General features: G+C 61.2%; 11 protein-coding genes and 1 riboswitch. Of the genes, 8 read left to right on the forward strand and 3 right to left on the reverse strand.

Features of this window, described 5'->3' with window-relative positions:
* Positions 1-76: 76 nt before the first annotated feature.
* Positions 77-1,249, forward strand: a complete 1,173-nt coding sequence (locus AB9L16_RS24135) for a murein transglycosylase A (RefSeq protein WP_375122807.1) — start codon at positions 77-79, stop codon at positions 1,247-1,249.
* A 90-nt stretch (positions 1,250-1,339) separates the two neighbouring features.
* On the opposite strand, the gene AB9L16_RS24140 is transcribed toward AB9L16_RS24135, so the two are convergent.
* Positions 1,340-1,723 (reverse strand): MAPEG family protein, encoded by a 384-nt coding sequence (locus tag AB9L16_RS24140; protein WP_024014628.1) that lies wholly within the window; start codon positions 1,721-1,723, stop codon positions 1,340-1,342.
* A 332-nt stretch (positions 1,724-2,055) separates the two neighbouring features.
* Between AB9L16_RS24140 and AB9L16_RS24145 the strand changes: the two genes are divergently transcribed.
* A complete protein-coding gene (locus AB9L16_RS24145) occupies positions 2,056-3,225 on the forward strand; it encodes an MFS transporter (protein ID WP_150743445.1) in 1,170 nt (389 codons plus the stop codon).
* Between the two features lie 308 nt (positions 3,226-3,533).
* Positions 3,534-4,799: a sodium:proton antiporter gene (locus AB9L16_RS24150; protein ID WP_024014630.1), complete on the forward strand. Its 1,266-nt coding sequence runs from the start codon at positions 3,534-3,536 to the stop codon at positions 4,797-4,799.
* Here AB9L16_RS24150 and AB9L16_RS24155 read toward each other — a convergent pair whose 3' ends face one another.
* On the reverse strand, positions 4,800-5,687 hold the full coding sequence (locus AB9L16_RS24155; RefSeq protein ID WP_375122808.1) for a formate/nitrite transporter family protein: 888 nt from the start codon (positions 5,685-5,687) through the stop codon (positions 4,800-4,802). It abuts the gene before it with no gap.
* Between the two features lie 173 nt (positions 5,688-5,860).
* The gene (locus tag AB9L16_RS24160) at positions 5,861-6,265 is read right to left on the reverse strand and encodes an acyl-CoA thioesterase (RefSeq protein ID WP_016772772.1); all 405 of its coding nucleotides are present in this window, start codon (positions 6,263-6,265) and stop codon (positions 5,861-5,863) included.
* Positions 6,266-6,463: 198 nt separating this feature from the next.
* A riboswitch (S-adenosyl-L-homocysteine riboswitch) is annotated at positions 6,464-6,562 on the forward strand.
* 23 nt (positions 6,563-6,585) lie between these two features.
* Here AB9L16_RS24160 and ahcY point away from each other — a divergent pair.
* The 5 genes from ahcY to AB9L16_RS24185 all read left to right on the forward strand — a co-directional run bounded on the left by ahcY (position 6,586) and on the right by AB9L16_RS24185 (position 13,140).
* On the forward strand, positions 6,586-7,995 hold the full coding sequence (gene ahcY / locus AB9L16_RS24165) for an adenosylhomocysteinase (protein ID WP_041476788.1): 1,410 nt from the start codon (positions 6,586-6,588) through the stop codon (positions 7,993-7,995).
* A 159-nt stretch (positions 7,996-8,154) separates the two neighbouring features.
* Entirely contained in the window at positions 8,155-9,000 is an 846-nt protein-coding gene (gene metF, locus AB9L16_RS24170) for a methylenetetrahydrofolate reductase [NAD(P)H] (RefSeq protein ID WP_056786871.1), read from the forward strand.
* 73 nt (positions 9,001-9,073) lie between these two features.
* Positions 9,074-10,156 carry a hypothetical protein gene (locus tag AB9L16_RS24175; RefSeq protein WP_056786451.1) on the forward strand — a complete coding sequence of 361 codons (1,083 nt, stop codon included), beginning with the start codon at positions 9,074-9,076 and terminating at the stop codon, positions 10,154-10,156.
* 87 nt (positions 10,157-10,243) lie between these two features.
* Positions 10,244-11,056 (forward strand): ABC transporter substrate-binding protein, encoded by an 813-nt coding sequence (locus tag AB9L16_RS24180; RefSeq protein ID WP_041476791.1) that lies wholly within the window; start codon positions 10,244-10,246, stop codon positions 11,054-11,056.
* A 221-nt stretch (positions 11,057-11,277) separates the two neighbouring features.
* Positions 11,278-13,140 carry a DEAD/DEAH box helicase gene (locus AB9L16_RS24185; RefSeq protein WP_016772767.1) on the forward strand — a complete coding sequence of 621 codons (1,863 nt, stop codon included), beginning with the start codon at positions 11,278-11,280 and terminating at the stop codon, positions 13,138-13,140.
* Positions 13,141-13,197: the final 57 nt, after the last annotated feature.

Below are 13,197 nucleotides of genomic sequence, written 5' to 3' on the forward strand. Positions count from 1 at the left end.
ACACCAATAGCCCTATTAAAAATACGGGTTGGTCGAGCGCATGGAGCACTCGGCCAACCGGCACAGGAATCACTCCATGAACAGCCGCTTCACGGCCTGGCGTCACCCGCTTATCGTCACCCTCCCGATTCTGGCCATCCTTGCCGGTTGCACTGGCGGTGACAGCGCCAAACCGAAAACCCACGCACTGGCTACGTATTCCAGCGCAACTTGGGAAGCCTTGCCCGCGGTCTCCGATAGCGATCTGGTCGCAGGTTTCGGTTCCTGGCGCAGCGCGTGCACCCGACTCAAAGCCGACGCAGTCTGGGGGCCGACCTGCGCTGCGGCGGCGAATGTGCCGCAAAGCGCCGCCGAGATTCGTGCATTCCTCAAGCAGAATCTCGATGTCTACGGCCTGCGCGCCGAGAACGACAACCCCAACGGTCTGATCACCGGCTACTACGAACCGGTGTACCCCGGCAGCCTGACGCCCACCGCAACAGCAAACGTGCCGGTGTATGGCGTGCCGGAAGACATGATCATCGTCTCGCTCGACAGCATCTACCCGGAATTGAAAGGCAAGCGCCTGCGCGGCCGCCTCGAAGGACGCGTGCTCAAGCCTTACGACGACGCGGCGACCATTGAATCCAAAGGTGTGAAAGCGCCAGTGGTCGCCTATCTGACTGATCCGATGAACCTGCAATTTCTGCAGATCCAGGGCTCGGGCCGGATTCAGACCGAGGAAGGCAAACAGCTGCGCATCGCTTACGCCGATCAGAACGGCCACCCGTACCGGCCGATCGGTCGCTGGCTGGTCGAGCAAGGCGAGCTGAAGAAAGAAGACGTGACCATGACCGCGATCAGCAACTGGGCCAAGGCCAACCCCACGCGCATTCCGCAACTGCTGGCCAGCAACCCGAGCTACGTGTTCTTCACCCGCAACCCGAACAGCAACGAAGGCCCACGCGGCTCGCTGAACGTGCCATTGACCGCCGGCTACAGCGCGGCAGTGGATCGCAAGGTGATTCCGTTGGGCAGTCTGTTATGGCTGTCGACCACCAAACCGGATGGCACCCCACTGGTGCGCCCGGTCGCGGCGCAGGACACCGGCGGCGCGATTGCCGGCGAGGTGCGCGCGGATCTGTTCTGGGGCACCGGCGATGCGGCCGGGCAACTGGCCGGGGACATGAAACAGCAGGGGCAGATCTGGATGCTCTGGCCTAAAGGAAAAGAGCTGCCGCAAGTGCCGCAGGTGGCTGACAAACCCTAAAGGCAAAAGATCGCAGCCTTCGGCAGCTCCTACAGGAGTATGCATTCCTCTGTAGGAGCTGCCGCAGGCTGCGATCTTTTGAGCCTGCTTTCAGATGGACACAAAGAAAAACGAAGCAATCAGCCCCATCCCGATAAACCACACCACCGAACGCAGTGCAGCCCAGTCAGCCAGGTAGCAAATGATGTACAGCAGGCGGCTGGTGATAAACAGCACGGCCAGCACATTGACCGTCACCAGCTCCGCAGTGCCGACCAGATGCGCAACGATCACCGCAGCGGCAAACGCGGGCGTTACTTCAAAGCTGTTCAGTTGCGCGGCGTGGGCGCGACGGGCGACGCCATCGACGCTGTCGAGAAAGTCCCGTGGATCGTAATTGTCCTTGAGGCGGAAACCGCCGGTGGCCTTCGCCACGATCGTGCACACGTACGGCAGGAAAATCGCGATCAACACACACCACAGAGCCACTGTCATAACGTCGTCCTTTTTTCGATTGGAGAAATTGGCGAGCGGTCAGAACTTCATCACCAGCATGCCGATCAGCACCTGCCCACAGGCTAAGAGCAGCGCCCGGCCGAAAGGTTCTTTCAGCTGGATATAACACGGCAATTCCAGTGAGCCGTCGATTAGTCAGATTATTGATTCGCCATGTGTCAGCAGCTGTTTATACTGCAACCCACCACGCCGTACTCAGCTGCACACCAAAAAACTCCAATAAAAGCTGCCTGCTCCGCTTTCTTCGAAAACGGTCGCTGGCACGCGTATGCCTGATCAAAGCGTCAAGACTACCGACAGAGACCTTGCGCATGCCCCTCGCTTTGCTTGCACTCGCCGTTGCCGCGTTCGGCATCGGCACCACCGAATTCGTCATCATGGGCCTGCTGCCCGACGTTGCCCGCGATCTGGCGGTGAGCATTCCTCATGCCGGGCTGCTGATCACCGGTTACGCCCTGGGCGTGGTGTTCGGCGCACCGATCCTGGCGATCGGCACCGCCAATATGCCGCGCAAAGCGACACTGCTGGGCATGACGCTGATGTTCATCCTCGGCAACGTGCTCTGCGCGCTCGCGCCGAACTACGCGACGCTGATGGCGGCGCGCGTGGTCACGGCGCTGTGTCATGGCGCGTTTTTCGGCATTGGCTCGGTGGTTGCGGCCGGCCTGGTTGCGCCGAACAAACGCGCGCAAGCCATTGCCATGATGTTCACCGGCCTGACCTTGGCCAACGTGCTCGGCGTGCCACTCGGCACAGCGCTGGGCCAATACGCTGGCTGGCGCTCGACCTTCTGGGCGGTGTCGGTGATTGGCATTGTGGCGGCGTTGGCGCAATGGTTGTGGTTGCCCAAACACATCGCGATGGACAAGGCCAATCTCGCCAGCGAATTCAAAGTGCTGGGCAAGGCCAACGTCTTGTTGGCGCTGGGCATGAGCGTGCTGGCCTCGACCAGCCTGTTCAGCGTGTTCACGTATATCGCACCGATCCTGCAAGACATCACTGGCGTCAGCCCCCACGGCGTGACGGTGATGCTGCTGTTGTTCGGCGTCGGCCTGACAGCGGGCAGCATGCTCGGCGGGCGTCTGGCCGATAGCCGCTTGCTGCCGTCACTGGTCGGCGTGGCACTGGCAGTTGTGGTGATTCTGGCGGCGTTCAGCCAGACCAGCCGTGCGGTGATTCCGGCGGCGATCACTCTGGTGCTGTGGGGAATTTTCGCTTTTGCGCTGTGCCCGATTCTGCAGCTGCTGATCATCGATCAAGCGCATGAAGCGCCGAACCTCGGTTCGACGCTGAACCAGAGCGCGTTCAATCTGGGCAACGCAGCAGGTGCCTGGATTGGCGGGCTGGTGGTGGCCAGCGGCGCGGATCTGGCGGATCTGCCGTGGACCGGGGCGCTGGTTGGCGTGCTGACGGTGCTGACGGCGCTGTTGTTCATTTACCTGCAACGTCGGCAGGCGAGTGCGGTCAATGTGACTGGCTGATCGTGGTGTGTCAGATAGAGCCCTACCCTAGCCCTCTCCCGAAGGGAGAGGGGACTGATCGGGGGATGCTCGATACCCACGCCGACTTGAACGTGCATTGCTGAATCCATAATCGACCCGATCGTCCAGGTCGATGCACCTCGCCAGACACCTCGGTCAGCTCCCTCTCCCTCGGGAGAGGCCTGGGGTGAGGGGGTTGTTGAGCATGACGCGCCATTCGAATGTGCCCTCAGCCAACCCCGCCCCATCAAACCCCTGCGTCCAACCTCCGGTCGCGCTCCATTCACCCCTCATCCAAAGGACCCCGGATGCTTGAACTTGTCGCCGCTTTCATCTGCCTCACCACCCTCCTGACCTTCGTCAATTTCCGCTTTATCGGCCTGCCGCCGACCATCGGCGTGATGGTTACCGCCCTGCTGTTCTCACTGCTCCTGCAAGGCCTCAGCGTCCTCGGCTTTCCCGGCCTCGAAGACCGCGTGCAGCAACTGATCGGCCAGATCGATTTCGGCGACCTGCTGATGAACTGGATGCTCTCGTTCCTGCTGTTCGCCGGCGCCCTGCACGTCAACCTCAATGATTTGCGCAGCTACCGCTGGCCAATCGGCCTGCTGGCGACCTTCGGCGTGTTGATCGCCACCGTGGTGATCGGCAGCCTGGCCTTCTACATTTTTGCCCTGTTCGGCTGGCACGTGAGTTTCCTCTACTGCCTGTTGTTCGGCGCGCTGATCTCACCGACCGACCCGATTGCGGTACTCGGCGTGTTGCGTACCGCCAACGCTTCGAAGCCACTGAAAACCACCATCGTCGGCGAATCACTGTTCAACGACGGCACGGCGGTCGTGGTCTTCACCGTGCTGCTGGGCATCGCGCAACTGGGCGAAACCCCGACCGTCAGCGCCACGGCCATGCTCTTCGTCCATGAGGCCATTGGCGGTGTGTTGTTCGGCGGGCTGATCGGTTATCTGGTCTATCGGATGATCAAAAGCGTCGAGCAGCACCAGATCACCGTGATGCTGACCCTGGCCCTGGTGATCGGTGGCTCGGCGATGTCCACCGAGTTGCACGTCTCGGCGCCGATTGCGATGGTGGTGGCCGGTCTGATCATCGGCAACCTCGGGCGCAATCTGGCAATGAACGACATGACCCGCCGTTATCTGGACGGTTTCTGGGAGTTGCTCGATGACATGCTCAACGCGCTGCTGTTTGCGCTGATCGGCATGGAGTTGTTGCTGCTGCCGTTCAACTGGCTGCACATGGCCGCCGCAGGTCTGCTGGCGGTGGCGATTCTGTTGTCGCGCCTGCTTACCGTGGCGCCGGCGATCCTGCTGCTGCGGCGCTGGCGCTCAGTGCCGGCCGGCACGATCCGCATCCTCACTTGGGGCGGTTTGCGCGGCGGTGTTTCGGTGGCACTGGCGCTGGCCCTGCCGCTGGGCCCGGAGCGCGATCTGCTGCTGAGCATCACCTACATCGTCGTGCTGTCGTCGATCCTGCTGCAGGGCCTGACCATCGGCAAACTGGTCAAGCACGCGACGCGCAACGAGCCGGCGAGCGTGGCTGAGCCAGCTCACCATTGATCATTTCTTGATCGACTGCGGATCGGGCTTAACAGCCTGATCCGCAGATTCCTTCGGCGCACCGCTTTCGCTGCGAATCTGCGCATGGCTGATCAGCGCGAAGATAAAGCTGCCGCCGATGATATTTCCTGCCAGCGTCGGCGCGGCGAACACCGCCCAGAAATCACTCCACGGCAACTCGCCGGCAAACACCAGATAGGACACTTCCGCCGATCCGACGACGATATGGGTGAAGTCGCCCAGCGCCATGAAGTAGGTAATGAGGATGATGATCCACATCTTCGCGCTCTCCATGGACGGGATCATCCAGACCATGGTGGCGATCATCCAGCCGGAGACGATGCCCTTGGCGAACATCTGACTGGCGCTGTGTTCCATGACCTTGCGGCCGATCTCGAGGAAGGCGACGTCGGTCTTGCTGTCGAAAATCGGCAGTTCCAGCATCACGTAGGCGACCAGAATCGTCCCGCAGAGGTTGCCGACCAGTACCACTGTCCACAGACGGATCAGTCGCAGGAAGTTCTTCAGCGTCGGCTTGGTCATCACCGGCAGCACGGCGGTCAAGGTGTTTTCGGTGAACAGCTGCTGGCGGGCAAGGATCACCGCGAGGAAACCGGCGCAGTAGCCGAAGCTGGCGATCACCTTGAATTCGTCGCCGTCGGGCAGGCGCGAATTGAGCAGGCCCATGCCCATCAGGGACAGGCCCATGGTCAATCCTGCCGCCAGCGCAGACCACCACAGCGCGGCAATGCTGCGCTCCAGTTCCTGGTCGCCCTGGGTGCGGATGATTTCATGCAGAACGGCCGCGCGCGGCGGCTGGCTCTTCTCGACTTCGTGCTGCTCCTTGGGCGAGAGGTCGGGGGTCTTTTCGCTGGTGGGGGTGGTCATGGCGTGGCAACCGGTGGGGGGGGATGTAGCTACGACCGTTGCGCTTCATGGCTGTTCAGTGGGCAGGCGAATCTCCGCTGAATTGGCACCGCTTTCGCGAGCAGGCTTGCTCCCACAAGGATCACGCTGTACCTGTGGGAGCGAGCCTGCTCGCGAAGAATGCGCCGCCGATCTTATTGAACGGCTTCGTCATCCTTGAACTGGTCTTTCACATATTTGATCTCGGTACGCCCGTGCGGCGCCGGCAGGCCGTCTTCGCCGAGATTGACGAACACCATTTTCTCAACGGTCAGGATGCTCTTGCGGGTGATCTTGTTGCGCACTTCGCAGGTCAGGGTGATCGAGGTGCGGCCGAATTCGGTGGCGGTGATGCCCAGTTCGATGATGTCGCCCTGGCGCGAGGCGCTGACGAAGTTGATTTCCGAGATGTACTTGGTCACCACGCGCTGGTTGCCCAGTTGCACGATGGCGTAGATCGCCGCTTCTTCATCGATCCAGCGCAGCAGGCTGCCGCCGAACAGGGTGCCGTTGGGGTTGAGGTCTTCAGGTTTAACCCATTTGCGGGTGTGGAAATTCATGTTCACTCCTGAGCGCTTGCCGAAAGATGCGCCCATCTTGGCAGACTGCTCAGTCAGGCTCCAGGCAGCTGCGACTATGGTCGCCATTGGCGATCTTCATCTGGCCGACAGAAACCCTTTGGAAGATCAGCCCGGGCGGCTATAATCGCCCCCGTTTCAAAAAACGGTAACGTTCATTGGCTACCGTTTTCCCGCCACCTGTCCGAGGGGCGCTGCAGCAGGTTCGACCTGTCAGGCTCGGATGGGGCGTTGACCGGCTCACGCCGGACACTAAACGCACAACGGCGCCCATTCGCATACATTACGAATGGAGGCTCTTCATGAGCGCTGTCAACACGCCTGCCGATTTTACCGATTACAAAGTTGCCGACATGTCCCTGGCTGCCTGGGGCCGTCGCGAAACCATCATCGCCGAATCGGAAATGCCTGCCCTGATGGGTCTGCGCCGCAAATACGCTGCCGAACAGCCGCTCAAGGGCGCGAAAATCCTCGGCTGCATCCACATGACCATTCAGACCGCCGTGCTGATCGAAACCCTGGTTGCCCTGGGTGCCGAAGTACGCTGGTCGTCCTGCAACATTTTCTCCACTCAGGATCAGGCCGCTGCCGCTATCGCTGCCGCCGGTATCCCGGTGTTCGCCTGGAAAGGCGAGACTGAAGAAGAGTACGAGTGGTGCCTGGAGCAGACCATCCTCAAGGATGGCCAGCCATGGGACGCCAACATGATCCTCGACGACGGCGGCGACCTGACCGAGCTGCTGCACAAGAAATACCCGCAAGTGCTGGATCGCGTTCACGGCGTGACCGAAGAAACCACCACTGGCGTACACCGTCTGCTGGACATGCTGGCCAAGGGCGAGCTGAAGATCCCGGCGATCAACGTCAACGACTCGGTGACCAAGTCCAAGAACGACAACAAGTACGGCTGCCGTCACAGCCTGAACGATGCGATCAAGCGCGGCACCGACCACCTGCTGTCCGGCAAGCAAGCGCTGGTCATCGGTTACGGTGACGTGGGCAAGGGCTCGGCCCAGTCCCTGCGTCAGGAAGGCATGATCGTTAAGGTTTCCGAAGTTGACCCGATCTGCGCCATGCAGGCGTGCATGGACGGTTTTGAACTGGTTTCGCCGTTCATCGACGGTATCAACAACGGCACCGAAGCAAGCATCGACAAAGCGCTGCTGGGCAAGATCGACCTGATCGTGACCACCACCGGTAACGTCAATGTTTGCGACGCGAACATGCTCAAAGCGCTGAAGAAGCGCGCCGTGGTCTGCAACATCGGTCACTTCGACAACGAAATCGACACCGCTTTCATGCGCAAGAACTGGGCATGGGAAGAAGTGAAGCCACAGGTGCACAAGGTTCACCGCACCGGTGCCGGCAGCTTCGATCCACAGAACGACGATTACCTGATCCTGCTGGCCGAAGGCCGTCTGGTGAACCTGGGCAACGCCACCGGTCACCCGAGCCGCATCATGGACGGTTCGTTCGCCAACCAGGTTCTGGCACAGATCTTCCTGTTCGGCCAGAAGTACGCCGACCTGTCGCCAGCGCAGAAAGCCGAGCGTCTGACCGTTGAAGTGCTGCCGAAGAAACTCGACGAAGAAGTGGCCCTGGAAATGGTTCGCGGCTTCGGCGGCGTGGTCACCCAACTGACCAAGCAACAGGCTGACTACATCGGCGTCACCGTCGAAGGCCCGTTCAAGCCGCACGCCTACCGTTACTAACAGGCGCTGAATGCTCGCTCTCCCTGTGGGAGCGAGCTTGCTCGCGAAGGCGGCTTATCATTCAACATCCGTGTTGTCTGACCCAGCTCTTTCGCGAGCAGGCTCGCTCCCACACGGGATTGCAGCGTCTCGAAGGTACTTGTTTCCAAGGGTATGACCATGTCCCAAGACCGTCGCTACAGCTTCGAGTTTTTCCCGACCAAGACCGATGCCGGGCAAGAAAAGCTGCTTGCCACTGCCCGTCAGTTGGCCACCTACAATCCTGATTTCTTTTCCTGCACCTACGGCGCTGGCGGTTCGACCCGTGATCGCACGCTCAACACCGTGTTGCAACTGGAAAGCGAAGTCAAAGTACCCGCCGCACCGCACCTGTCGTGCGTCGGTGACAGCAAGGACGACCTGCGCGGCCTGCTGAACGAATACAAAGCTGCCGGCATCAAGCGCATCGTTGCCCTGCGTGGCGACCTGCCGTCCGGCATGGGCATGACCAGCGGTGAGCTGCGTCACGCCAATGAGCTGGTGGAATTCATTCGTGAAGAAACCGCCGATCATTTCCACATCGAAGTCGCGGCTTACCCGGAGATGCATCCGCAAGCACGCAACTACGAAGACGATCTCGCCAACTTCGTGCGCAAGGCAAAGGCCGGTGCCGACAGCGCGATCACCCAGTACTTCTTCAACGCCGACAGCTACTTCTACTTCGTCGACCGTTTGCAGGCGCTGGGCGTGGATCTGCCGATCGTGCCGGGGATCATGCCAATCACCAACTACAGCAAACTCGCGCGCTTCTCCGATGCCTGCGGTGCGGAAATCCCGCGCTGGATCCGCAAGCAACTGGAAGCCTACGGCGACGACACGCGAAGCATTCAAAGCTTTGGCGAACAAGTCGTCAGCGAAATGTGCGAACGCCTGCTGCAGGGCGGCGCACCGGGGCTGCACTTCTACTCGATGAACCAGGCCGAACCTAGCCTGGCGATCTGGAACAACCTCAAGCTGCCGCGCTGAAGGTTTTCCATGCGATAAAAAAGGCCCTCACCGGGCCTTTTCACTGAAAAGCACAAATGGAATATTGTCGTCGATGATCTGCGCGCAAACAAAAACACGCCCTCAACTGGTCTATCTGGTTTTCGGTGCCGAGACTTACCATCAGGAAGCTGTTTTCAGCATCGCCAGTGCTCTGGCGTGGTTGCGCGAGACACCGGATGCCCCGATCGATATCCAGGTCTTCAGCGACAATCCGCAACCCTATGCACATCTCCCCGTACGCGTTCGCCCGCTGGACGCCGAAACGCGCCAGAAATGGAGCGAGCCCCACGGTTATCATTTCCGCATCAAACATGTCGCTTTGCGCTCGGTACTTGAAGAGCATGAAACGGCGCTGTTGATCGACACTGACACGTTCTTCCACTGCTCGCCGCTCAAACTGTTCGAGCGGGTACAGCCCGGCACCCTGCTGTGCAATGACTACTACGCCCGCTATGGCGACAACAAGATGAGCCTGCTCTACCGCACGCTGTCGGCCACACTGCTGGACAAAGGTCTGACTGACGATCACATGCGCCTGCTCAACTCCGGCGTCATCGGCTTGCACCGCCAGGACGCTCACGTGCTCGACCGCTCCATCGCTTTGATCGATGAGCTGTTCCCGTCGGCACAGGGCGCCTACACCCTCGAAGAGTTCTGCCTGTCAGTGGCCGCCTACCGCACGCTGGACGTCAACAAGTGCCCTGATCTGATTCACCATTACTGGAGCCGCAAGCACCTGTTCAGGGCCAAGGTTCAGGCCTGGGTCGCCAAACATGGCGACAACCCGACCGGCGAGGCTGCACTGGACGACACCCGACGTGTATCACCGCAACTGCCTCGACCACCGCGACTGCAGCGGATGTTCTACAAGCTCGTCACGTTGCTGCTGCCGGCACATCTGCGTCAGTTCATTCGCGAAATCCTTTACGGCTGCTATGAACATCCCAACGAGTTCGATCAGGCGTGTGCAGCGGTCTGGTGGGACAAGGCGCTGGAAAACCAGCAGCAACGCATCGGCAAGCCGGTTTGCAGGCACTTGCTCAGGGACTGGTTCAGTCGCGGCCTGGTCAAGCGGATCCTTGGTTCGCGTCACGCGAAGGTCCACCAACACCTGCTGAAAACCGCAAGCAAATAAGGCCATCGCGGCCATTGCGCCCGGGGTCTGCGCGAAACATGCATGCCAGAGCTTCTCATCAGGCGTTTCGCGTACTAACCTCAGGCCATGCCCCTTATTGCCCAACTGCTGAGCGTTATTCTTCTGACTTGCCTGAGCGTCGCCGCTCGGGGGGAGAAGTTGCGTATTGTCACCGAGCCGTGGGCGCCTTACGTCTACGAACAGGGTGGTAAAAACCTCGGTCTTGACTACGAAACCACCGCCATCGTGTTCCAGCGCCTGGGCATTGAAGTGGAATGGCAGTTCCTGCCGTGGAAGCGCTGCCTGTCGATGCTCGAGACCGGTCAAGCCGACGGTGCGCTGGACATCTTTCACAGCGCCGAACGCGACGCCACTCTGCTCTACCCCAGCGAACCGCTGTCCGACGTCGAATTCGTGATGTTCTACGCCAACGAGCGGCCGCATCCATTCAACACCCTCGAACAACTCAAAGGCCTGACCATCGGCACCTCGCCGGGTTATCTGTACAGCCCTGACTTCAGCCAGTCGGACCTGTTTACCCGTGAGCCGGCGCCAACCCATGAAGCCAATTTCGGCAAACTGGTGCGCGGACGCATCGACCTGTTGATTACCGATCGCCGCGTCGGTCAGCATTTGCTCGATGAACTGGATATTCGCGATCTGATCACGGAAAACCCGACGGTTATCAGTCGCCAGAGCCAGTTTCTTGCAGTTCGGCGCAATGCCGGCATGGATTTGCTGGTGCAGCGTTTCGGTGCCGAGCTCAAGCGTTTCAAGCGCGAACCGGCCTACGCCGAGCTCAGCGCGCGCTACGGTGCCGCGCCTGTTGATAGCGCATCACTGCGCTCGGCTACGGCCAGCGGCGAAACCGTTGAGCAGCAGGAAAGCAGCGCGCAGTGATTGCTCTGTTATACTCCGGCGTTCCCGCCAGGCTCACGCCCGGACGCCCGGAACCGTAACAGGCCTCTCGACCCGCTACAGCGCAGCTTCCAGCCCGCGCGAGCGCTCCTGACGTGCCTTCGGAACCGCCGCTGGACCGGACGGGATTGCGTCCTCTTAAACGTGATTCGCGCCAGGCAAGACTCCCATTGGGCCAAGCCCTAACTAAAACAGGATTACTCATGTCCTTTGCTTCCCTCGGTCTCTCCGAGGCTTTAGTCCGTGCCATCGAAGATGCGGGCTATACCGAGCCTACTCCGGTGCAACAGCGGGCCATTCCCGCCGTGTTGCAAGGTCGCGACCTGATGGTGGCGGCTCAGACAGGTACCGGTAAAACCGGCGGCTTCGCCCTCCCGATTCTGGAGCGGTTGTTCCCCAACGGTCACCCGGACAAATCCCAGCGTCACGGCCCGCGCCAACCGCGCGTGCTGGTCCTGACCCCGACCCGCGAACTCGCGGCCCAGGTGCACGAGAGCTTCAAGATCTACGCCCGTGACCTGAAATTCGTCAGCGCCTGCATCTTCGGCGGCGTCGGCATGAACCCGCAGGTCCAGGCCATGTCCCGTGGCGTCGACGTTCTCGTCGCCTGCCCGGGTCGCTTGCTCGACCTCGCCGGCCAGGGCAGCGTCGATCTGTCCCACGTGGAAATTCTCGTTCTCGACGAAGCCGACCGCATGCTCGACATGGGTTTTGTCCACGACGTGAAGAAAGTCCTCGCGCGTCTGCCGGCCAAGCGCCAGAACCTGCTGTTTTCGGCGACCTTCTCCAAAGACATCACCGACCTCGCCGGCAAGCTGCTGCACAACCCGGAACGCATCGAAGTCACGCCGCCGAACACCACGGTCGAGCGCATCGAACAACGCGTGTTCCGCCTGCCGGCCAGCCACAAGCGTGCGCTGCTGGCGCACCTGATCACCGCCGGCGCGTGGGAACAGGTACTGGTTTTTACCCGCACCAAGCACGGCGCCAACCGTCTCGCTGAATACCTGGACAAACACGGCCTGCCGGCTGTGGCAATCCACGGTAACAAGAGCCAGAACGCGCGCACCAAAGCCCTGGCCGACTTCAAGGCCGGCGAAGTACGCATTCTGGTTGCCACCGACATCGCTGCCCGTGGCCTGGACATCGATCAGTTGCCGCATGTGGTCAACTTCGAGCTGCCGAACGTCGATGAAGACTATGTGCACCGTATCGGCCGTACCGGCCGCGCCGGTCGTTCGGGCGAGGCGATCTCGCTGGTCGCGCCGGACGAAGAAAAACTGCTGAAAAGCATCGAGCGCATGACCAAGCAGAAGATTGCCGACGGCGATCTGATGGGCTTCGACTCCAGCACCATCGAAGCCGAGAAGCCGGAAGCCCGCGAGCGTCCGGACATCCGCAACCCGCGCAATTCCCGTGGCCCGCGTGGCGACGGTCCGAATGGCGGCGGCGGTGGTGGTGGTCGCAAGGACAAAGGCAAAGACAAGGGCAAGGAAAAACCGGCCGGTGAACGTGGCGAGCGCCCTGCCCGTCAGCAGAAACCGCGCGAAGGCACCCCGAGCCGCGAACAGCGCCCGAGCCAGCCACCGCGTGCAGCAGCTGACCGTGCCCCGGACGAGTTCCTCGACGACGATATCGATAACTTCGGTAACCGCGTCGACTACGTGCCGAAAGCCGCTCCTGCCGGCGGCCGTGGCCGTCGTCCGGGTGCACCGGCGCAAGGCGCTGGCGCACCCCGTGGCGGTCAGCCCCAGGGTCGCCAGAACGGTCCGCGCAACAGCAACGGCTCGAGCACCGGCACACCACCGGCCAAACGCAGCGGCCCGCGCAATGGCGCACCGCGTGACGGTCAGGGTCGCCGCGACGAATCCGCGCCGCGCAATCGCCGCCCGGCCCGTGACGATCAGCCTCGCAGCGAACCGGCCGTGCAGAACCCGCGCAGCAACGGGCCGAAGATCATGCACAAGGAATCGAAAGCCGACCGCTTCCCGACGCCTGAGCAGCTCGATCAACTGCCAAGCCGCCCGCGTGGCGAGAAACCAGCACTGCTGACCCGCAATCGCTGAGTTTTAACCCGCCATGAAAATGCCCCGACTCGAAAGAGCCGGGGCATTTTTTTACCT

Source organism: Pseudomonas sp. LW8 (assembly GCF_041956865.1).
In the GTDB taxonomy this organism is placed as follows: domain Bacteria; phylum Pseudomonadota; class Gammaproteobacteria; order Pseudomonadales; family Pseudomonadaceae; genus Aquipseudomonas; species Aquipseudomonas siliginis.